19 protein-coding genes are annotated in these 19,624 nt (G+C 68.9%); 13 read left to right on the top strand and 6 right to left on the bottom strand.

Features of this window, described 5'->3' with window-relative positions:
- Nucleotides 1–112: 112 nt before the first annotated feature.
- The 13 genes from AC3A5Z_RS06830 to AC3A5Z_RS06770 all read left to right on the top strand — a co-directional run bounded on the left by AC3A5Z_RS06830 (nucleotide 113) and on the right by AC3A5Z_RS06770 (nucleotide 14,300).
- A complete protein-coding gene (locus AC3A5Z_RS06830) occupies nucleotides 113–1,375 on the top strand; it encodes an ROK family protein (RefSeq protein ID WP_487518580.1) in 1,263 nt (420 codons plus the stop codon).
- Entirely contained in the window at nucleotides 1,372–3,741 is a 2,370-nt protein-coding gene (locus AC3A5Z_RS06825; RefSeq protein WP_487518579.1) for a PIG-L family deacetylase, read from the top strand. The genes AC3A5Z_RS06830 and AC3A5Z_RS06825 overlap by 4 nt, the downstream gene beginning before the upstream one ends.
- Before the next feature lie 7 nt (nucleotides 3,742–3,748).
- Nucleotides 3,749–4,624 (top strand): DMT family transporter, encoded by an 876-nt coding sequence (locus tag AC3A5Z_RS06820; protein WP_487518578.1) that lies wholly within the window; start codon nucleotides 3,749–3,751, stop codon nucleotides 4,622–4,624.
- Between the two features lie 95 nt (nucleotides 4,625–4,719).
- Nucleotides 4,720–4,932 carry a YgaP family membrane protein gene (locus tag AC3A5Z_RS06815; RefSeq protein WP_487518577.1) on the top strand — a complete coding sequence of 71 codons (213 nt, stop codon included), beginning with the start codon at nucleotides 4,720–4,722 and terminating at the stop codon, nucleotides 4,930–4,932.
- Nucleotides 4,933–5,425: 493 nt separating this feature from the next.
- Nucleotides 5,426–6,469, top strand: coding sequence for a substrate-binding domain-containing protein (locus AC3A5Z_RS06810; protein WP_487518576.1), 1,044 nt, complete (start codon nucleotides 5,426–5,428; stop codon nucleotides 6,467–6,469).
- 92 nt (nucleotides 6,470–6,561) lie between these two features.
- Nucleotides 6,562–8,022, top strand: coding sequence for a phosphate ABC transporter permease subunit PstC (pstC, locus tag AC3A5Z_RS06805; RefSeq protein WP_487518575.1), 1,461 nt, complete (start codon nucleotides 6,562–6,564; stop codon nucleotides 8,020–8,022).
- Nucleotides 8,019–9,362 carry a phosphate ABC transporter permease PstA gene (gene pstA, locus AC3A5Z_RS06800; RefSeq protein ID WP_487518574.1) on the top strand — a complete coding sequence of 448 codons (1,344 nt, stop codon included), beginning with the start codon at nucleotides 8,019–8,021 and terminating at the stop codon, nucleotides 9,360–9,362. The genes pstC and pstA overlap by 4 nt, the downstream gene beginning before the upstream one ends.
- A gap of 12 nt (nucleotides 9,363–9,374) precedes the next feature.
- Entirely contained in the window at nucleotides 9,375–10,172 is a 798-nt protein-coding gene (gene pstB / locus AC3A5Z_RS06795) for a phosphate ABC transporter ATP-binding protein PstB (protein WP_487518573.1), read from the top strand.
- Nucleotides 10,173–10,182: 10 nt separating this feature from the next.
- Nucleotides 10,183–10,896: a phosphate signaling complex protein PhoU gene (gene phoU / locus AC3A5Z_RS06790; RefSeq protein ID WP_487518572.1), complete on the top strand. Its 714-nt coding sequence runs from the start codon at nucleotides 10,183–10,185 to the stop codon at nucleotides 10,894–10,896.
- The gene (gene phoB / locus AC3A5Z_RS06785; protein ID WP_487518571.1) at nucleotides 10,896–11,588 is read left to right on the top strand and encodes a phosphate regulon transcriptional regulator PhoB; all 693 of its coding nucleotides are present in this window, start codon (nucleotides 10,896–10,898) and stop codon (nucleotides 11,586–11,588) included. The genes phoU and phoB overlap by 1 nt, the downstream gene beginning before the upstream one ends.
- 134 nt (nucleotides 11,589–11,722) lie before the next feature.
- On the top strand, nucleotides 11,723–12,469 hold the full coding sequence (locus AC3A5Z_RS06780) for an ABC transporter permease (RefSeq protein WP_487518570.1): 747 nt from the start codon (nucleotides 11,723–11,725) through the stop codon (nucleotides 12,467–12,469).
- Nucleotides 12,470–12,486: 17 nt separating this feature from the next.
- Nucleotides 12,487–13,497: an ABC transporter substrate-binding protein gene (locus tag AC3A5Z_RS06775; protein WP_487518569.1), complete on the top strand. Its 1,011-nt coding sequence runs from the start codon at nucleotides 12,487–12,489 to the stop codon at nucleotides 13,495–13,497.
- A 68-nt stretch (nucleotides 13,498–13,565) separates the two neighbouring features.
- The gene (locus AC3A5Z_RS06770; RefSeq protein ID WP_487518568.1) at nucleotides 13,566–14,300 is read left to right on the top strand and encodes an ABC transporter ATP-binding protein; all 735 of its coding nucleotides are present in this window, start codon (nucleotides 13,566–13,568) and stop codon (nucleotides 14,298–14,300) included.
- Nucleotides 14,301–14,304: 4 nt separating this feature from the next.
- Here the strand turns inward: AC3A5Z_RS06770 and AC3A5Z_RS06765 are convergent, their stop codons facing one another.
- From AC3A5Z_RS06765 to AC3A5Z_RS06740, 6 genes are all read right to left on the bottom strand, one after another.
- On the bottom strand, nucleotides 14,305–14,637 hold the full coding sequence (locus AC3A5Z_RS06765) for a hypothetical protein (RefSeq protein ID WP_487518567.1): 333 nt from the start codon (nucleotides 14,635–14,637) through the stop codon (nucleotides 14,305–14,307).
- The gene (locus AC3A5Z_RS06760; RefSeq protein WP_487518566.1) at nucleotides 14,637–15,248 is read right to left on the bottom strand and encodes a hypothetical protein; all 612 of its coding nucleotides are present in this window, start codon (nucleotides 15,246–15,248) and stop codon (nucleotides 14,637–14,639) included. Before AC3A5Z_RS06760 ends, AC3A5Z_RS06765 begins: the two co-directional genes overlap by 1 nt.
- Before the next feature lie 16 nt (nucleotides 15,249–15,264).
- A complete protein-coding gene (locus AC3A5Z_RS06755) occupies nucleotides 15,265–16,704 on the bottom strand; it encodes an ATP-binding response regulator (RefSeq protein WP_487518565.1) in 1,440 nt (479 codons plus the stop codon).
- Nucleotides 16,694–17,854, bottom strand: coding sequence for an FIST N-terminal domain-containing protein (locus AC3A5Z_RS06750; protein WP_487518653.1), 1,161 nt, complete (start codon nucleotides 17,852–17,854; stop codon nucleotides 16,694–16,696). Before AC3A5Z_RS06750 ends, AC3A5Z_RS06755 begins: the two co-directional genes overlap by 11 nt.
- A gap of 41 nt (nucleotides 17,855–17,895) precedes the next feature.
- Entirely contained in the window at nucleotides 17,896–18,609 is a 714-nt protein-coding gene (locus AC3A5Z_RS06745) for a response regulator (protein WP_487518564.1), read from the bottom strand.
- A 158-nt stretch (nucleotides 18,610–18,767) separates the two neighbouring features.
- Nucleotides 18,768–19,595, bottom strand: a complete 828-nt coding sequence (locus AC3A5Z_RS06740) for a quinoprotein dehydrogenase-associated SoxYZ-like carrier (RefSeq protein WP_487518563.1) — start codon at nucleotides 19,593–19,595, stop codon at nucleotides 18,768–18,770.
- Nucleotides 19,596–19,624: the final 29 nt, after the last annotated feature.

Genomic DNA, 19,624 nt, shown 5'->3' with positions numbered 1-19,624 from the left:
GGGGGCGGGCTGTCAATAAAATAATTTACTTGTCTTATTCTTATTGCCCCGGCAGTCTTGACCTCGCAAGACCGGGCGCGGATCGTGAGCCAGCGCCAAGGTGGAGATGAACGTGCCGATTTCGATGACCCCTGCAGCCAGAGACCGGCTGGTCATAGCCCTTGGCCGCAACCCCGGTCGCAGCCGCAGCCACAACCGGCGCGTCGTGCTCGATCTCTTGCGCTCGCACGGCCAGCTCGGCCGCAAGGAGCTGGCCGACATGACCCAGCTCACCACGCAGGCGGTGGCCAACATCATCGACGAGCTGATGGCCGAGAACCTGCTGGTCGATCTGGGCCGCCGCCGCTCGGGCCGGGGCCAGCCGCCGATCCAGTTCGCGGTGAACCCCGACGGCGCGATCACCATCGGCATCGAGGTCTCGGTCTCGCATCTGGTGGCGACCGTGCTCGATCTCGGCGGCAACCTGCGGCACGAAAGCCGGCTCGATATCGACGACACCCGTCCCGAGGCACTGCTGCCGATGATCGCCCGGCAGGTCGAAACGCTGCGGGCGAAATTTCCGGTGCTGCTGATGGGCGTCGGCGTCGTCATGCCCGGCCCCTTCGAGATCGAGGGCCTGTCCGGCGTCGGCCCCACCACCCTGCCCGGCTGGGCCGGCATCGACGCGGCAGGGCGGCTGTCGGAACTGGTCGGCATGCCGGTGCTGGTGGAGAATGACGCCAACGCTGCCGCCGTGGGCGAGACGCTGTTCGGCGCCGGTCAGGCGCTGTCGAACTTCTGCCTGATCTATTTCGGCGGCGGCATCGGCCTCGGCATCATCGCCGACAACCTGCCGATGCGCGGCGCCTTCGGCAACGCGGGCGAGATCGGCCATGTCGTCGTGCAGCCCGGCGGGCGCGCCTGTCTCTGCGGCCAGTCGGGCTGTCTCGAACGCTACGCCTCGCTGCACGCGCTGCGCGAACATCTGGAGGGCCACGGCCATTCCGCCGATTTCGCCACGATCGAGGCGCTGCATCAGGAGGGCGACCCGCTGCTGACTGGCTGGATCGCCGAGGCAGCGGCGCATCTTTCCACCATGATCGGGTTTCTGGAAAACATCCTCGATCCGCAGACCGTCATCCTGGGCGGTATGCTGCCGGATTCGGTGATCGACGCGCTGATCGCCGGGCTGCGCCTCGGCCCCTCGGTCGCCAACCGGCAGGACCGCAGCGAGCCGCGCGTGACCCGCGGCCAGACCGGGCAGCTGACGGCGGCCCTCGGCGCAGCCGCCCTGCCCTTCTTCAACGCGATGACGCCGCGCCTCGACCTCTCGGAGGGTCCGGGGCGCAGCAGCGAGCCTGCCGCACAGGCTCTGGAAAAAGGAACCGTTGCATGAACGATCACGCCCGTCTCGCCGCCCGCGAGGCCTCGCCCGCCCTGATGCGCCTGCACCGCGCCCTGTCGCGGCTCGGCTCGGTGGTGACGGTGATGAACACCGGCGCCCATCCCGACGACGAGCAGAACGGCATGCTGGCCTGGTTCCGGCTGGGGCTCGGGATGCGGGTGATCGTCGCCTGCTCGACGCGCGGCGAGGGCGGGCAGAACATCCTCGGGCCTGAGCGGGGCGGATTGCTTGGCGTGCTGCGCAGCCGCGAGATGGAGGAATCGGCGCGGGTGATCGACGCCGACGTGATCTGGCTCGGCCACGGCCCCGCCGACCCGGTGCATGACTTCGGCTTTTCCAAGGACGGCGACGCGACCTTCCTGCGCTGGGGCGAGGAGCGAACGCTCGAGCGGCTGGTGCGCGCCTATCGCAGCGCGCGGCCCGACATCGTGATCCCGACCTTCCTCGACGTACCGGGCCAGCACGGCCACCACCGCGCCATGACCCGCGCCGCAGAGACCGCGCTGGCGCTGGCCGCCGATCCCGCGGCCTTCCCCGAACATGCCGCCGAGGGGCTGGCGCCCTGGCAGGTGGCGAAGTTCTACCTTCCGGCCTGGTCCGGCGGCGGCGCCACCTATGACGATGCGCTTCCCCCGCCCCCCGCCACGCTGACCGTGCGGATGCCCGGCCGCGAGCCCTTCACCGGCGCGCCCTATGCCGAGATCGGCGAGTGGTCGCGCAAGCGCCACGCCTCGCAGGGCATGGGCCGCTGGCGCGATGCCCCGGCCACCGAGATCGCGCTGCATCTGCTCGGCGGCGCTGCAGAGGAAACCATCCTCGACGCCCTGCCCGCCACACTGGCCGCCCTCGCCGCGATGGAGGGCGCGCCGGCGCCACTGGCCAAGGCCGCCGCCGCCATCGACGCCGCCACGGCAGCTTTCCCCGACCGCGCCGCGATCCTCGTGGCCCTCGCCGACGCCGACCGCCTGCTCGAAGCCGCCGAGGCGGCCAGCGACCCCGCCTTCCGCACTGCCCACGGCCACCGCCTGTCCCGCAAGCGCCGCGAGGTGCAGGCGGCGATGGCCGAGGCGGCGGGCCTCGGCCTCATGGCCCGCGCCACCCCCGCCGAGCTTGCTCCCGGCCAGTCGGGCGAGATCCGCGTCATCCTCCCCGAGCCTTTCACCCTGACCTTCCCGCTGCGCCTCGTGCCGCATCTGCCCGAAGGCGTTACTGCGGAACCCGTCGAGGCGCAGGCGCCCGGCGCGCTCACCCTGCCGGTGACAGCCGCCGCCGATGCCCCCTTCTCGTCTCAGTTCTTCGCCGATTGGCAGCCAACCGGCGGCAATGGCCAAAGCTGGCTGGAGCTTTCCACCACCCTCGCAGGCCGCGCGATCCGCTGGTCGGTCGATCTGGAGGAACCGCTCCGCATCCTGCCCGCCGCCAGTGTCGAGCCGCGCCCCGATGCCTTCCTGCTGCCGCTCGACCGCATAGCCCCGCTGCACGCCACCCTCTCCGACCCCGAGGGCGCCGTGGGCTTCACCCCGCCCGAGGGCTGGCAACTGACCCGCGACGGCGCGAAGCTGACGCTGACGCCCCCCGCCGCTCCCGCGCCCGGCCTGACCCGCATCCCCGCGACCCTCTCCGGCCGCCCCGCCGCCCGCATCCGCCGCGCCAGCCTGCCGCATGTCGGCGGGATCGCCTTCCGCGAACCGGCGGAGCTGCGGGTGCTGGCGCTGGACCTGAAGCTGCCCGAAGGCGCCCGCGTCGCCTATGTCGGCAGCGGCGACAGCGTCGGGCTCTGGCTGCAGCGCATGGGCGTCGATGTGACGATCCTCGACCGGATCGAACCCGGGATGGAGTTCCAGCGCTTCACCACCGTGCTGATCGGCGTCGTGGCCTTCGCCCGCCCCGACCTCGCCGCCGCCGTGCCCGCGCTGCACCGCTTCGTCGAGGCAGGCGGGCATCTGGTGACGCTCTACCAGCGCCCCGATCAGGGCTGGCTGCCCGGTGTTCCGCCGCGTCCGCTCACCGTCGGCACCCCCTCGCTGCGCTGGCGCGTCACCGATCCCGAGGCGCCGGTGACGCTGCTCGAGCCGGAGCATCCGCTGCTCGCCGGGCCGAACCGCATCGGCCCCGCCGATTTCGCCGGCTGGAACAAGGAGCGCGGCATCTACTTCGCCGCCGATTGGGATGCCGCCTATCTGCCGCTGCTGTCGATGGCCGACCCGGGCGAGGCGCAACTGACCGGGGCGCTGGTCTCGGGGCGGATCGGCGCCGGGCGGCACAGCCATGTGGCGCTCGTGCTGCACCACCAGCTCGACGCGCTGGTCCCGGGCGCCTTCCGGCTGATGGCCAATCTCGTCCAGCCCGCGGGCTGAGCCGCCGATGACCGAAACTCCCGAGCGCCCGCGCAGCGACATGGCGGCGGGGGTGGTCTGGCTCCTGTCGGACATGACGCTGGTCACCGGCATGACGGTGCTGGTCAAGCTGCAAGGTCAGACCTATCCGGCGCTGCAGATGGTCTTCATCCGGGCGCTGATCGGGCTGGTCGTCATCCTGCCGCTGCTCTGGCGCCACCGGGCCGATCTGGTCGCCATGCGCCAGCCCGGGCGCAACCTGCTGCGCGTCTCCTGCAATGCGGTGGCGCTCAGCGGCAACTTCCTCGCCATCGCTTCCCTGCCGCTGGCCTTGGTGAACGGCATCGGCTTCACCCGCCCGCTCGTCACCATGCTGCTGGCGATCCTGCTGCTGGGTGAACGTGTTGTCGCCCGCCGCTGGTTCGCCGCAGCGCTCTGCTTTGCCGGGGCGATGGTCATGCTGATCCCGGCGGGCTTCGAGGGCCGCCTCTCGCTCACCGGCCTTGCCGCGGCGCTGGTGTCGGTGATCTTCGGCGCGCTCGCGCTGGTGCAGACCCGCGCCCTGCGGACCGAGAGCCGCACGGTGATGATGCTGTTCTACACGCTGGGGCTGGTGGTGCTGACCGCCGCTCCGGCGCTCTGGGTCTGGCAGCCGGTTGCGCGGCAGGACTGGCCGGCGCTGCTCGCCATCGGCTGCCTCGCGCAGGCCGGTCAATACTGCTTCCTCTGCGCCTACCGGCTCTGCGAGGCGAGCCGGCTCGCGCCCGTCTCCTATCTCTCGGTGCTCTTCGCCACCGCCGCGGGCTGGCTGTTCTTCGACGAGCAGCCGACACTTGCCGTGGGCCTCGGCGCGCTGCTGATCGCGGTCTCGGTCGCCGTGCCGATGCTCGGGCCGCGGAAATGATCACATCGAGACGTGACTAGATCACAGACCGGCGGCCGCCCCCGGCCTAGGCTTGCGGTGACGTTACCTCCAGCGTTGCACAGAAAGGCAAAGCCATGTTCAAGACCAATGTCGGCGGCATCGACCGCGTTCTCCGCATCGTGGTGGGCCTTGGCCTGCTCGCGGCCTTCTTCCTCTTCCCCGCCTCGAACCTGCACTGGCTGTTCCTGATCGGCATCGTGCCGCTGGCCACCGGGCTCATTTCCACCTGCCCGCTCTACACGCTGCTCGGGGTGAACACATGCCCGATGAAGGACAGCACCCGCTGACCCGAGGCCGGACGACCGGAAGGGGCGCAGCACTGCGCCCCTTTTTGCTGCGCGAAGGTCGCGACTCCCGCCCGGATGCCTGCTGCAGCACATCTCCTCCGAAGGGCGCAGCGGCCGAAGCCCCCTTCGCAGGCGGAGAATGAAATATTCTCCCACCCGAAACGGGAGTTAACTCTCGTCGCAACGCAAGGTTGCGTCACTTTCGCAGAATTTCCACCCATGCGAGTGCCCGCATGACAGGCCGCCAGCGCATCGCCCTTCTGCCAATCCCCTGATTTCGCTGCCTCCGCAGCCGCTTTTCACCGCCTTCGCGCTCCCGGGACGGCCGGCAAAGCCCCGTTTTCCCGCCCCTCGCTTTTCTGGCGTCACCCTCCCCCACGGGCCGGGGTCCGTTACAAAACTGTCATGCAACTGTTGTAAATGGTTCCCACACGCGGCGTAGGACGACCGCGAGGACGCCGAAGCGCCCTGTTCTGAAGTCAAGGAGTCAACCATGTCCCTTCTCAAAGTCACCGTCTCGACGCTGGCGATCGCCGCCGTCTCCGCCGGCGCCGCCGCTGCGCGCGACAACATTCAGACCGCCGGGTCGTCCACCGTTCTGCCTTACGCCACCATCGTGGCCGAAGCCTTCGGCGAGAACTTCGACTTCCCGACCCCGGTCGTCGAATCGGGCGGTTCGGGTGCCGGCCGCAAGAAGCTCTGCGAAGGCGTGGGCGAGAACACCATCGACATCGCCAACTCCTCCAGCCGCATCAGCCAGTCCGACATCGACCTCTGCACCGCCAACGGCGTGACCGAGATCATGGAAGTCCGCTTCGGCTATGACGGCATCGTCTTCGCCTCCGACATCAACGGCGAAGCCTTCGCCTTCACCCCGGCCGACTGGTTCAAGGCTCTGGCTGCCCAGGTCGTCGTCGACGGCGCCGTCGTGGCCAACACGAACACCAGCTGGAACCAGGTGAACCCGGAGCTGCCCGATCAGCAGATCCTCGCCTTCGTCCCGGGCACCAAGCACGGCACCCGCGAAGTGTTCGACGAGAAGGTGATCCTCACCGGCTGTGAAGAGTCGGGCGCCATGGAAGTCTTCGCGGCCCAGAACGGCGGCGACGAGGACAAGGCCGAAGAAATGTGCATGGCCCTGCGCACCGACGGCGTGTCGGTCGACATCGACGGCGACTACACCGAGACCCTGTCGCGCATCGCCGCCAACCCGAACGCGATCGGCGTCTTCGGCCTGTCGTTCTACCAGAACAACACCGACAAGCTGCAAGTCGCCACCATGTCCGGCGTGACCCCCTCGGTCGACACCGTGGCTTCGGGCGAGTACCCGGTTTCGCGTCCGCTCTACTTCTACGTGAAGAAGGCGCATCTCGGCGTGATCCCGGGCCTGCAGGAGTACATCGACTTCTTCGTGTCCGATGACATCGCCGGCCCGAACGGCCCGCTGGCCGAATACGGCCTCGTTGCCGACCCGGAACTGGCCGCGACCCAGGAAGCCGTCGCCGCCGGCACCGCGATGGGCCCGCTGAGCAACTGATCTCCCTGCGGGTGGCGCTCCGGCGCCACCCGTTTCCCGATTGCCCCGGATGGCGCCGCCGCGGCATCCATCCCTCCTGACACGGACCTTTCATGAGCATCGGCATCCTCGTCCTCATCGTTCTGGCGCTCGCGGGGGTCGGATACGTCCTTGGCCGCAAGCGTGCGCTCGCCGCCGCCGGGGGTGACCCGCGCAAGCTGCACTCCCTGCCCGCCTATTACGGTCGGACGGTCGCGCTCTTCGCCGCCGTGCCGGCCTTCGCGCTGATGGCGCTCTGGCTCGTCGTGCAACCCGAGTTGATCGAGAGCCGCGTCGCCGGCCAGATCGCCGAGACCGACATCGCCGAGGGCACCTCGCGCAACCTCCTGATGAGCGACGTTCGCCGGATCAGCGACGCGCTCGACCGGGTGAGCATCCTCGACGGCATGAGCGAGAGCGATCTCGCCGCCCTCACCCCCGAGAACGAGACGCTGCGCACCCGCCTTGCCGAGACCGGCATCACCTCGACCACCGCCATCACGCCCTCGGTCTTCACCGCCGCGCAGTCCTACCGCACCCTGACCGACGGCGCGCAGTTCTGGCGCGGCATCGCCGTGCTGGCCGCCGCCGTGGCAGGCTTCGCCTTCGCCCTGTCGCGCATCCATGTCGATTTCCGCGCCCGCAACGTGTTCGAGCGCTTCGTCATGGTGCTGCTGATCGCCTCGTCGCTGGTCGCGGTCCTGACCACGCTCGGCATCGTGCTCTCGCTCCTGTTCGAGACGATCCACTTCTTCAGCATCTACCCCTTCGAGGACTTCTTCTTCAGCACCACCTGGAACCCGCAGTTCCGCGGCGGCTCCGACCTCGGCATCTGGCCGCTGCTCTGGGGCACGATGTATGTCTCGCTGATCGCCCTCCTTGTGGCGGTGCCGCTGGGGCTGCTCTCCGCGATCTACCTGTCGGAATATGCCGGTCCCCGGATGCGCGCCTACGCCAAACCCGCGATCGAGGTGCTGGCCGGGATCCCGACCATCGTCTACGGCCTCTTCGCCCTGATCACCGTGGGCCCCCTGCTGCGCGACTACTTCGCCCAGCCGCTGGGCTTGGGCAACTCCTCCTCCTCGGTGATGACCGCCGGTCTGGTGATGGGGGTCATGCTGATCCCCTTTGTTTCCTCGCTCAGCGACGATATCATCAACGCCGTGCCGCAGTCGCTGCGCGACGGCTCCTACGGGCTCGGCGCCACGCAATCCGAGACGATCAAGCAGGTCGTGCTGCCCGCGGCCCTGCCCGGCATCGTCGGCGCCATCCTTCTGGCCGCCAGCCGCGCCATCGGCGAGACAATGATCGTGGTGCTCGGGGCCGGTGCCGCCGCCCGGATGGACGTGAACCCCTTCGAGGCGATGACCACCGTCACCGTGAAGATTGTGAGCCAGCTCACCGGCGATACCGAATTCGCCTCGCCGGAAACGCTGGTAGCCTTTGCCCTCGGTCTGACGCTCTTCGTCATGACCCTCATCCTGAATGTGCTGGCGCTCTATGTGGTGCGCAAATACCGGGAGCAGTACGAATGACCGACGCGTCGATCCCCATGAAAGCCGCTGGCGTCTCGCTGATCGCCCCCGACGAGCGCACCCGCAAGCGCAACGCCGCCGAACGCCGCTTCCGCGCCTACGGGCTCATGGCAGTGGGCATAGGCCTCTTGGCGCTCGTCGTGCTGATGACCTCGATCCTCGGCAACGGCGCCAGCGCCTTCCGCCAGACCTTCGTCACCGTCGAGGCGACGCTCGATCCGGCGATCCTCGACCCCAAGGGCCAGCGCAACCCGGACGATCTCGCCAAGGTCACCACCATCGGCTACGGCAAGCAGATCGACACCGCGGTGACCGCGGCCATCGCCCGGGCGGGCATCCCGACCGACGGGCTGACGGCCAGGCAGATGTCGGGCATCCTCTCCAAGGAGGCCCCGGCCCAGCTGCGCAATCAGGTGCTGGCAGACCCTTCGCTGATCGGCCAGACCGTGCCGCTGCGCCTCCTCGCCAACGGCCGGGTCGACGGCTACTTCAAGGGCCGCGTCAGCCTGGCCTCGGCCGAGCTCGACAGCAACACCTCGCCCGAGCAGCTCGAGCTTGCCGGCGCGATGCGCGCCGCAGGTCTGATGGAGGTCGGCTTCAACCTCGGCTTCATCACCTGGCCCGACGCCTCCGAGCTGCGGCCCGAGGCAGCCGGTCTCGGCGTCGCCATGCTCGGCTCGGCCTACATGATGATCATCGTGCTGGTACTGTCGCTGCCCATCGGCGTGGCCGCCTCGATCTACCTGCAGGAATTCGCGCCGAAGAACCGCTGGACCGACCTGATCGAGGTGAACATCGCCAACCTCGCCGCGGTGCCCTCCATCGTCTACGGTATCCTCGGCCTTGCGATCTTCATCAACTTTGCCGGTCTGCCGCAATCGGCCCCCGTGGTCGGTGGCCTGATCCTGACGCTGATGACCCTGCCCACCATCATCATCGCCACCCGCGCCAGCCTCGACGCGGTGCCGCCCTCGATCCGCGACGCGGCCCTCGGCGTCGGTGCCTCCAAGATGCAGTCGGTCTTCCACCACGTCCTGCCGCTGGCCCTGCCCGGCATCATGACCGGCACCATCATCGGCATGGCCCGCGCCCTCGGCGAGACCGCGCCGCTCCTGCTGATCGGCATGGTCGCCTTCGTGCGCGACTATCCCGCTGCCCCGCCGGAGGGCTTCTTCGACCCGGCTTCTGCCCTGCCGGTGCAGGTCTATCAGTGGACCCAGCGCGCCGACCCGTCCTTCGTCGAACGCGCATCGGGAGCCATCATCGTGCTGCTGGTCGTGCTGATGCTGATGAACACCGCGGCGATCATTCTGCGCCGCCGCTTCGAACGCCGCTGGTAAGGGGTCATAGCCATGAACGACATGAGAATTTCGGAGAGAACCGTGGACACTACCAAGGCCAAGATCGCGGCGCGCAAGGTGCAGGTGCATTACGGCGCCAACCACGCGCTGAAGGATGTCGATGTCGATATCCTCGACAAGACCGTGACGGCCTTCATCGGCCCCTCGGGCTGCGGCAAGTCCACCTTCCTGCGCTGCCTGAACCGGATGAACGACACCATTCCGGGCTGCAAGGTCACCGGCAAGATCACCCTCGACGCCGAGGACATCTACGATCCCAAGGTCGACCCGGTGCAGCTGCGCGCCAAGGTCGGCATGGTGTTCCAGAAGCCGAACCCCTTCCCCAAGTCGATCTACGACAACGTGGCCTACGGCCCCAAGATCCACGGCCTGACCCGCAACAAGGCCGAACTGGACGAGGTGGTGGAGAAATCCCTGCGCCGCGCCGCCCTCTGGGGCGAGGTGAAGGACCGTCTGTCGAGCCCCGGCACCGGCCTCTCCGGCGGCCAGCAGCAGCGGCTCTGCATAGCCCGCGCCATCGCCACCTCGCCCGAGGTGCTCCTGATGGACGAGCCCTGCTCGGCGCTCGACCCGATCGCCACCGCGCAGGTGGAAGAGCTGATCGACGAGCTGCGCAGCCAGTTCTCGGTCGTCATCGTCACCCACTCGATGCAGCAGGCCGCCCGCGTCAGCCAGAAGACCGCGTTCTTCCACCTCGGCTATCTCGTGGAATACGGCGAGACGGGGCACATCTTCACCAACCCCAGCGACCCGCGCACCGAAAGCTACATCAGCGGAAGAATCGGCTAAGAGCATGAGCATGAACAACGAACGCCACATCGCCACCGCTTTCGATCGCGATCTCGAAGCGATCCAGGCCATGATCATGAAGATGGGCGGGCTGGTGGAAGCCGCGATCTCGCAATCCGCGATGGCGCTGGAAACCCGCGACGAGGAATTGTCGGAACAGGTGCGCAGCGCCGACAAGGCCATCGACGCGCTGGAAGACCTGATCAACACCGAAAGCGCCCGGCTCATCGCCCTGCGCTCGCCCACCGCGAGCGACCTGCGCACCGTGCTCACCGTGATGAAGATCGCGGCCTCGCTCGAGCGCTGCGGCGACTATGCCAAGAACCTCGCCAAACGCTCCACCGTCCTCGCGCAGATCCCGCCGATCGGCGGCGCGGCCGGCTCCATCCGCCGGATGGCCAAGGAGGTCGAGCTGATGCTGAAGGATTCGCTCGACGCCTATATCCAGCGCGACGCGCAGCTGGCCAGCGACGTGCGCCAGCGCGACCGCGACGTGGACCAGATGTACAACGCCCTCTTCCGCGAATTCCTGACCCACATGATGGAAGACCCGCGCAAGATCACCGCCTGCATGCATCTGCATTTCATCGCCAAGAACATCGAGCGCATGGGCGACCATGCCACCGGCATCGCCGAACAGGTGATCTACCTCGTCACCGGCACCCTGCCCGAAGAGGCGCGGCCCAAGGGCGACACGACCTCCTTCGAACTGCCGGTGAAGTGATGGCAGGCAACGCTCAGCCAGTGGTGCTGCTGGTCGAGGACGAACCGGCACAGCGCGAGGTCCTGGCCTACAATCTCGAGGCCGAGGGCTTCCGCGTCACCACCGCCTCGAACGGCGAGGAGGCGCTGCTTCTGGTGGACGAGGTCTCGCCCGACGTGATCGTGCTCGACTGGATGATGCCCAATGTCTCGGGCATCGAGGTCTGCCGCCAGCTCAAGACCCGTCCCGACACGCGCAACGTGCCGATCATCATGCTCTCGGCCCGCTCCGAAGAGGTGGACCGGGTGCGCGGGCTGGAGACCGGGGCGGACGACTACGTGATCAAGCCCTATTCCGTGGTGGAGCTGATGGCCCGCGTCCGCGCCCAGCTGCGCCGCAGCCGCCCCTCCACCGTCGGCGTGGTGCTCGACTATGACGACATACGGCTCGATCCCGAAAGCCACAAGGTGTTCCGCGCCGACAAGGTGCTGAAACTCGGCCCCACCGAGTTCCGCCTGCTGACCACCTTCATGGAAAAGCCCGGCCGGGTCTGGAGCCGCGAGCAGCTTCTCGACCGGGTCTGGGGCCGCGACATCTATGTCGACACCCGAACCGTCGACGTGCATATCGGCCGACTCCGCAAGGCGCTCTGCCAGTTCGGCGGCGAAGATCCATTGCGCACGGTGCGCGGCGCGGGCTACGCTCTGGGCTAGTCTCCCCCTAAAGTCGGATTGCCGCCCCGGCGGAAATCCGGCAAGCCAAAGGGGTTAGCGCCTCAGGGGGGTTCGGTGACAACGCCTGTGACACAGCCGCAGCGGCCTGCCCCGCCCCGGCGGGGTGCCGCGCCATGATCCCGGCGCTGCGCCTCGGCTTTCTCGGGTTGCTGCTCCTGCTCTGGGCCTGGGCGGCACAGACCATGCCGCGCAACCTGATCCCCAGCCCCGCCGCCACCGTCGATGCGGGCCTCAGGCTTTGGGCCGAGGGGCGGCTGCAGACCGCGCTCATCGACAGCCTCTCGATCTACCTCTCCGGCCTCGCCGCCGCCGTGCTCGTCGGCATCCCGCTCGGCGCGCTGATGGGCGGCATCCGGCTCTTCGGGCGCACCGTCGATGTCTTCGTCTTCGCGCTGGCCGCCACGCCGCGTGTCGCCTTCATCCCGCTGATCATCGTCATCCTCGGCCTCGGCTTCGAGGCCAAGACCTTCATCGTCTTCCTCGGAGCGGTGATGCCGATCATCCTCAACACCTATGCCGGGGTGCTGAACCGCGACGAGGAGCTGATCGAGATGGCGCGCTCCACCGGCGCCGGCCTGCCGCGGATCTACCGCCACATCATCCTGCCCGGCGCCGTGCCCTTCCTCGTGGTCGGGCTGCGGCTCGGCGCGACCATCGGGCTGATCAACACCGTGGTGGCCGAACTCTACACCGCCGTGAAGGGGCTGGGCGGATTGCTCGCGCTCTACGGCAACACCTTCCGCATGGCCGAATATTTCGTCATCGTGCTGATGCTGGCGCTGATCGGCGTCATCGTCACCGAGGGCCTGCGCCTGATCGAGCTGCGGCTGTCGCGCTGGCGGCTGCACGACCGTCTGTAAACGTCTGGGAGGACATCATGAAAGAGTATTTCGCGCCGCTGGTTCTGGCCGCCGCCCTCGCCGCTCAGCCCGCGCTGGCCGAGCCGTTCCGCCTGATCGTCTCCGATCTGGAAACCCCGCTGGTGCCGAATTCGGTGATGGATCTGGCGCTGGCCAACGGCTATTTCGACCGCGCCGGTGTCGAGGTGGAGCTGGTCCGCGTGCAGCAGACCCCGATGGCCATGGCCGCGCTGCAGGCCGGCGAGGGCGAGATGGCCAATGTCTCCACCGACGCCCTGCTGCAGCTCGTGGCGCGCGGCGCCACCGATCTCCGCGCCGTCACCTCGCCCAACAAGGCCCTGCCCTTCCTGATCGCCGCTGCCCCCGGCATCGCCTCGCCCGCCGATCTGGCCGGCAAGAGCTTCGGCGTCGGCCGCGTCGGCAGTCTCGACCATTCGCTCAGCATGAAGGTGCTGGCCGCTGCGGGCGTGGCGACCGACGGGCTGGAAATCGTCTCGCTCGGCCAGCCCGCCGTGCGGGCGCAGGCGCTGATGGCGGGGCAGGTCGATGCCACCACCATGTCCGTCGGCACGCTGATGTCGCTGCCCGAGCGCGACAGCGTCAACGTGCTGATCGACGCCGACGCCTATTACAAGGCCGCCCCCGTGGTGACAAAGGTGAACGCCGTCACCACCGAAACGCTCGAAACCCGCGGCGCCGAGGTGCAGGCGGTGATCGAGGCGCTGACGCTCGCCTCGCGCGATTTCGCCGCCGATCCGGCGCTCTGGGTCGACAGGATGGCCGTCGCCCGCCCCGACATGGCCCGCGCCGATCTGGAAAACCTCGCCGAAGCCTACCGCCAGAGCTGGAGCGTGAACGGCGGCCTGCAGGAGGCCGAGCTTCAGGCGACGACCGAGTGGATGTATCAGGGCGAGGATTTCACCGGCCTGCGTCCGGTCGCGCTGGAGGAATGGACGGATTTCGCCCCGCTCGGTGCGGTGCTGGCCAAGATCGGCCCGGCGACAGGGATGGACACGCCATCCCAGTAACGCCGCTCCCCCCGCATGTCCGCCTCGACAGGGTCTCGCGCAGCTTCGGCCCCGGCGCGGGGCCCGTCTTGGCACTGGACGGCATCAGCCTCGACATCGCCCGGCAGGAGTTCGTGGTGCTGCTCGGCCCCTCGGGCTGCGGCAAGACCACGCTCCTGCGGCTGATCGCCGGGCTGATCGCGCCCGACAGCGGCAGCGTGCAGGTCGGCGGCCAGCCGCCCCGGCCGGGGCGCGACGCGGCGATGGTATTCCAGTCCTTCCGCCTCCTGCCCTGGAAGACCGCTGCCGAGAACATCGCCTTCGCCCTCCCCAGCCTGCCCGCCGCCGAAGCCCGCGCCCGCGCCGCGACCTATCTCGACCTCGTTGGCCTCGCCCGCTTCGCCCAGCGCTACCCGGCGGAGCTTTCCGGCGGCATGCGCCAGCGGCTGGCGCTGGCCCGCGCCCTCGCCGCCGAGCCGCAGATCCTCCTGATGGACGAACCCTTCGCCAGCCTCGACGCCCAGTCGCGCGAGCTGATGCAGGGCGAGCTGATGCGGCTCACTGCCGTCCGCCCGGCGACCGTGGTCTTCGTCACCCATTCCGTCGATGAGGCGCTGCTGCTTGCCGACCGGATCGTGCTGCTTTCACCCCGTCCCGGCCGCCTCGTCGAGACGCTCGACGTGCCCTTCCCGCGCCCGCGCTGGCAGACCGACCTGCGCGCTGAGCCGCTCTTTGCCGAGCTGCGCCGCCATCTCTGGGACCGGCTGCGCGACATGGTGCTGACCGACCCGCAGTCGGATTTCTACGGGCGCCAGATCCTCTGATCCCTCAGTAACAGGTGATCTCCGCCTCGGCCTGCGCCCGGCGCAGCTCGGCCACATCCGCCGTCGCCACCGACATGCCGCGGAACATCGCCCCGCGCTCGCCCCCCGCCAGCCTGAGGCTCAGCACCGTCTCGGCCTTCACGTAATCCTCATAGGGCAGGATCGAGGCGATCACATCCACCGAACAGGCGCAGCGCGCCATGCTGTCCGGCCCTTGCCCGTTGGTCGCCATGCAGCCGAAGATGTAATCCGCCCGCGCCAGCGTCGGATAATCGTTCACCTGCTGCGCCACGCCGACCGAAGGCAGCAGCGCCAGCGCCAGCCAGAGCCCGCGCATCACGACCCCTCCAGCGTCAGCGTCTCGCGATAGGCGCCACCCGCCGCCGTGGTATCCGCCGACAGCAGCCGCAGCGGCACCGGCGCCCCCGGCGTCAGCTCGAAGCGCAGCACCAGATCGGCGAAGGCACCCATCCGCTCGCGGTTCGGATCATCGGCAAAGGGTTTCACCTCGGCCACCACCGGCTCTCCGGCCACCGCCGTCTCGGCGCTGACCAGCGCATCGCGCACCCGGTTGCGGATGTAGAACGGGCTGCCCCCGGTCAGCGCCGCCATGCTGCGCACCGTGTTCTCGAGGAAATAGAGCAGCACCGGATCGCTGGAACTGGCGGCGAAGGCCGCCACCGGGATCGTCTTGCCCGCATCCTCATGGGTCAGCACCAGCCGGCTCTTGCCCTCGGCCTGCTCCGGCGTCACCACCAGCACCCCGTCCACCACGGGCCGGAACTCCGGCCCCTCGGGCCCGCTCCGCTCGTGGTCATAGCGCGTCACCGCCCCCGGCTCGGTCGCCGTGAAGGCCCCCGGCGCAAAGATCGCATCCGCCAGCGCCCCCGCCTGCACCGCCGTCCCCGTCAGCAGCGAGATCGCCACCGCGCGCCAGATCATCCGCATCAGATCGTCCTCCCCTTCATTCCGCCGCGGTCCGCCCGCGCAACCGCCGCCTGTCCAACAGCCGCAACAGCGTCGCCCGCAAATCCGCCTCCGCCACCGGCTTCTCCAGCAGCGCCGCATCCAGCCGTTGCGCCTCCGCCGCCAGAAACGGCTCGCGTTCCGCCGTCACCAGAAGCGCCGGCAGCCGTGGCCCCAGCCTGCGCCGCAGCGCCGCGATGGTCTGCACCCCGGTATCGCCGCGCTCCAGACGGTAATCCGTCACCAGCACCTCGGGCAGCACGCTCGCCTCGCGCAGCACGGCCACCGCCGCCTCCGTGCCCTCGGCCTGCATCACCTGCATGCCCCAGCGCCGCAGCAGCAGCACATAGGCGTCGCGCATGGCGGGATCGTTCTCCACAACCATCACCCGCCGCCCGGCCAGCGCCTGCGCCGTCTCCATCACCCGCACCGCATCGGCCACCAGCATCGGCTCATGCGCCCCGGCCAGCCGCTGCACCGCCCCGCTGGTCGCCGCCGGCTCCGCCCCGCAGGCCAGCGCGCCGGGCGCCTCCACTGCCAAAGGCAGCCGCACGCGGAAGAGCGCCCCCTCACCGGGGGCCGAGCGCACCTCGACCTCGTGATCGAGCCGCAGACAGGCACGCCGCACGATCGAGAGCCCGAGCCCGGTGCCCTGCGTCTCGCCCTCGGGCGACAGCCGCTCGAACTCGTTGAAGATCCGCTCCTGATCCTCCTCGGCGATCCCCGGCCCGGTGTCATGCACTTCCAGCCAGATATCCGTCCCCTCGCGCCGCGCCCCCACCAGCACGCGGCCCCGGGCGGTATATTTGATCGCGTTCGACAGCAGGTTCTGCGCGATCCGCCGCAGGAAAACCGGGTTCGACATCACCGTGGCCGAGGAGATGACAAAGCGCAGGTCCAGCCCCTTCGCCTCCGCCGCGCCCTGGAAATCACCGGCAAGCTTCTGGAACAGCCGCCCCAGCGACACCCGCTCCGACGCCACGTCGAGCCGCACCGAATCGAGCCGCGAGATCTCCAGCAGCGCCTTGATCAGCTCCTCCGTCGAATCAAAGGCATTGCCGATCCGCCCCACCAGATCGGCCTGCAGCGGCTCGGTCGCGACCTCGGCCAGATGCGACAGGAACAGCTTCGCCGCACTCAGCGGCTGCAGCAGGTCATGGCTCGCCGCCCGCAAGAAGCGTGACTTCGACCGGTTGGCCTCGTCTGCCGTCTCGCGTGCCAGCGCCAGCTCGCGGTTGATCTCGCCCAGATGCGCCAGCGCCGCCTCCAGATCGCGGTTGCGCGCCAGCACCTCCTGCTCCAGCACCGCCGCGGTCTGGAACAGCATGTAGGTGGAGCCGCGCGCCGCATCGGCCCGGTCGATCCGCTCGATCAGCGCCTCGTTGATCCGCGTCAGCTTCTCGATCCGCCGCTCGGGGCTGTCGCTGTCACGCAGCATGCACCGCCTCCGGCTCGAGGAAGGCGAGGCCGACGAAGGTCTGGTTCACATGCACCCCGCCATGCTGCTCGCCATAGGTGTTGAACCCGGCGATGCGATACTGACCGAAGATCCGCGCCACCGCCGCCTCCAGCCCGGCCTGCTCCAGCGCCAGACGCCGCAGGATGCAGTCGAAGGTCAGGATCAGCGCCGGCTGCCCCGCCAGGGCCCTCAGCCGCGCCTCGAACCCATGCGTCAGGTCATCGGCCCGGCCCAGCGTCATCATCACGCCGGTCTCGATCGACGACATCAGCGTCAGCCCGCCCTGCGGCGTCACCTCGCGGATCGCCCGCACGTAATACTGCCCGCCCATCCGCACCAGCAGCGGGTTCTCGGCAAAGGTGCGCGGGTTCAGCGCCGCCACGGGCACGCCGATCAGCCGCGCATATTCCTCCGCCGCAGGCTCGGCATTGATCTCGAGGATCAGCCGCTCCTCTGGGATCGCCTGCGTCACCACCATCCGCGTGGCCGAGGGGCTGAAATGGTCGAAGATCACCTCCTCAATCGCGAAATCGGTCTCGATCAGGCAGAAGATCGCGCTTTCGGCATGGCTTTCGCCATCCAGCACCAGCGAGGTCTGCTCGAAGCGCAGCCCGTCACCCGCCGAGCCGCCCAGCACCGGCAGCCGGTGCGAGACCGCATCCACCGTCGCTGCCACCAGCTCCTCCTGCTGGCTCAGCCCGTCGATCAGCAACAGCCCGAACCGCGCCCGCTGCGGGCTGGCCTCGAACCGCGCCATCTGCGCCCTGAGGTCCATCATCCAGTCCGAGACTCCCAGCCCCGGCAGGTTGCGCAGCCAGATCGCATCGGCGCGAAACCGCGCCGCAGGCAGGCCGATCGCCACCACCGTTCCGGTGCGATAGCCGCCGCAGGCGAACTCCCCGGCCGAGGAACAGCCGATCACCCGGCACCCGCGCGGCAGGCCCTGACCCAGCGCCCGGGCGATCTCCGGCAGGGCCGCACTCGGCGAGGCGAACAGCATCACCGCCGCCGGAGCGGCAGGCGCCAGGGCGGCCAGCAGCCGCTCCACCACATCCGGCGCGTCGCTCGGGGCCCACGCAACGACAGGCGCCCCGGCGCTTGCGGGCGCGGGGCGGTCAAGGTCCGGCATCAGGCTCTCGCTCACCAATCGGTCCTCGTTACATCCCGCCCTCACCGGACGAAGATACGCGCCTTGCTGGCCAGAAGCGCCGCCTGCGTCCGGTTGCGCACGTTGATCTTCGACATGATCGCGGCGATGTGGGTCTTCACCGTGGCCTCGGCGATGGACAGCTCATAGGAGATCAGCTTGTTGGGCCGCCCCTGACAGATCAGCCGCAGGATGTTCATCTGCTGCGGCGTCAGCGTGGCGAAGCTGCGGGTCAGCTCGCGCATCTGCTCGCCAGTCTCTTCCGAAGGCCGCTCGCTCTCGTATTCCTCCGGCGTCACCGCCTCCCCGGCCCACATCCGCTCGAAGGCATCGATCATCTGCAGCCGCGGCAGGCTTTTCGACACATAGCCCTGCGCCCCCGCCGCCATCACCGCCGAGACCATCTCGGAATCGAGATCGGCCGAGATCACCGTCAGCGGCACATCGGGCGCCAGTTTCTGCAGGGCCATGACCCCCTCGATGCCGCAGACATCCGGCAGGTTGAGGTCGAGCACGATGGCATCGGGCATCGTCGCCTCGCGCATCAGCTTCTGCGCGGCGGCAAGGCTGGCGGCAGTGCGCACTCGGCGCAGGCCGAAGGCATGTGTCAGCGTCATAGCCAAGGCATCGCAGATCAGCGGATGGTCGTCGACGATCAGGATATCGGCAACGGATCGCGGCTGACTGCGCTGAGCCGGAACGCAGACGCCCGCGCCCCAGTTCGGAACATGTCCCATGTTTTCCTCCCATTCCCCGCGCGGGCTTCCTCCTCCCGGCGCGAGTCCTCAAACTCTACGGACAACCTGTGCGATTGGGAAAGGATTAAACGCCCCCACCCATCCCCCTTTGGTATCCGTCGGCATACAAACGCCTGCCGCCCCCGACGCCCCTGTGCTCATCCCGCCTCCACGGCGAAGCTCTGCTGGAAGATCGCGCCATCGGTGTCCACCGCCCGCACGCTCAGCTCTCCAGCACCATTGTCGAGATAGTGGAACAGGATGACCGGATCTTCCGAGATCGAGATGCCCCCGGTCAGCGAGAACAGCAGCTCGTCCCCCTGCCGCACCTCCAGCACGTCGATGAACTCCGCCGGGATGGTCAGCAGCGAAACCTGATCGCGCTGCAGCCCGGAATAGTTCGGATGCCGCAGCATCAGCTTGGCCAGCCGCCGCACCCCCTCGGGCCGCTGCTCCGCCGCGATCTGCTGCACCCGCATCTGGCCTTTCTGCGCCAGCGCCGCCGCCGGGTCCTTGCCCGCCGGGGCCGAACAGCCGCCCGCCGCGCGCACATAGCGCCCGGCCATGACGTAGTCGTCCCCGACCTTCGCCACGGCCCGGATGTTGGAATAGGCGTTCACCCGCACCCGGATCTCCATGTCGAGGGGATGCATCGCCTTGCCCATGGTGAACACCGCCGCCACCGGCGAAGGGTTCTCGTCGATGACCAGAGTCAGCTCCTCGATCACGTCGGCTGCCCCCGCGGGCTGGCGCAGCTGCACCGGCACCACCGCCGGATCGTGCGAGCGGAACGGCGCCTCCAGCGTCAGCCGGGCTTCATCCTCCACCGGCGTCACATCGCCCAGAACGTCGAACCGCATCGCCTCCCAGCTTTCGCTCGGCTGCATCGGGTTGCTCTGGCTCGTATCCTCCGCATGGGCGGGAGAGAGGGCGGCCAGACAGGCCGCAAGCGACAGGGACAGCATCTTCAACCGGACGATGCGCATGGCGATCTCCTGTGTTGTCACCCGCATGA

The sequence above is a fragment of the Cereibacter sp. Soil_C_27 genome (assembly GCF_057657095.1).
This window is presented reverse-complemented; position numbering and strand designations above follow the sequence as displayed.

What these genes read in the sequence shown, in the direction of transcription:
- AC3A5Z_RS06780 (WP_487518570.1), top strand. Translation starts at nt 11,723, where the DNA reads ATGATCCCGGCGCTGCGCCTCGGCTTTCTCGGGTTGCTGCTCCTGCTC.
- pstB (WP_487518573.1), top strand. Translation starts at nt 9,375, where the DNA reads ATGAACGACATGAGAATTTCGGAGAGAACCGTGGACACTACCAAGGCC.
- AC3A5Z_RS06820 (WP_487518578.1), top strand. Translation starts at nt 3,749, where the DNA reads ATGACCGAAACTCCCGAGCGCCCGCGCAGCGACATGGCGGCGGGGGTG.
- AC3A5Z_RS06755 (WP_487518565.1), bottom strand. Translation starts at nt 16,704, where the DNA reads ATGCTGCGTGACAGCGACAGCCCCGAGCGGCGGATCGAGAAGCTGACG.
- pstC (WP_487518575.1), top strand. Translation starts at nt 6,562, where the DNA reads ATGAGCATCGGCATCCTCGTCCTCATCGTTCTGGCGCTCGCGGGGGTC.
- phoU (WP_487518572.1), top strand. Translation starts at nt 10,183, where the DNA reads ATGAACAACGAACGCCACATCGCCACCGCTTTCGATCGCGATCTCGAA.
- AC3A5Z_RS06760 (WP_487518566.1), bottom strand. Translation starts at nt 15,248, where the DNA reads ATGCGGATGATCTGGCGCGCGGTGGCGATCTCGCTGCTGACGGGGACG.
- AC3A5Z_RS06775 (WP_487518569.1), top strand. Translation starts at nt 12,487, where the DNA reads ATGAAAGAGTATTTCGCGCCGCTGGTTCTGGCCGCCGCCCTCGCCGCT.
- pstA (WP_487518574.1), top strand. Translation starts at nt 8,019, where the DNA reads ATGACCGACGCGTCGATCCCCATGAAAGCCGCTGGCGTCTCGCTGATC.
- AC3A5Z_RS06740 (WP_487518563.1), bottom strand. Translation starts at nt 19,595, where the DNA reads ATGCGCATCGTCCGGTTGAAGATGCTGTCCCTGTCGCTTGCGGCCTGT.
- phoB (WP_487518571.1), top strand. Translation starts at nt 10,896, where the DNA reads ATGGCAGGCAACGCTCAGCCAGTGGTGCTGCTGGTCGAGGACGAACCG.
- AC3A5Z_RS06815 (WP_487518577.1), top strand. Translation starts at nt 4,720, where the DNA reads ATGTTCAAGACCAATGTCGGCGGCATCGACCGCGTTCTCCGCATCGTG.
- AC3A5Z_RS06745 (WP_487518564.1), bottom strand. Translation starts at nt 18,609, where the DNA reads ATGGGACATGTTCCGAACTGGGGCGCGGGCGTCTGCGTTCCGGCTCAG.
- AC3A5Z_RS06810 (WP_487518576.1), top strand. Translation starts at nt 5,426, where the DNA reads ATGTCCCTTCTCAAAGTCACCGTCTCGACGCTGGCGATCGCCGCCGTC.
- AC3A5Z_RS06765 (WP_487518567.1), bottom strand. Translation starts at nt 14,637, where the DNA reads ATGCGCGGGCTCTGGCTGGCGCTGGCGCTGCTGCCTTCGGTCGGCGTG.
- AC3A5Z_RS06825 (WP_487518579.1), top strand. Translation starts at nt 1,372, where the DNA reads ATGAACGATCACGCCCGTCTCGCCGCCCGCGAGGCCTCGCCCGCCCTG.
- AC3A5Z_RS06750 (WP_487518653.1), bottom strand. Translation starts at nt 17,854, where the DNA reads ATGCCGGACCTTGACCGCCCCGCGCCCGCAAGCGCCGGGGCGCCTGTC.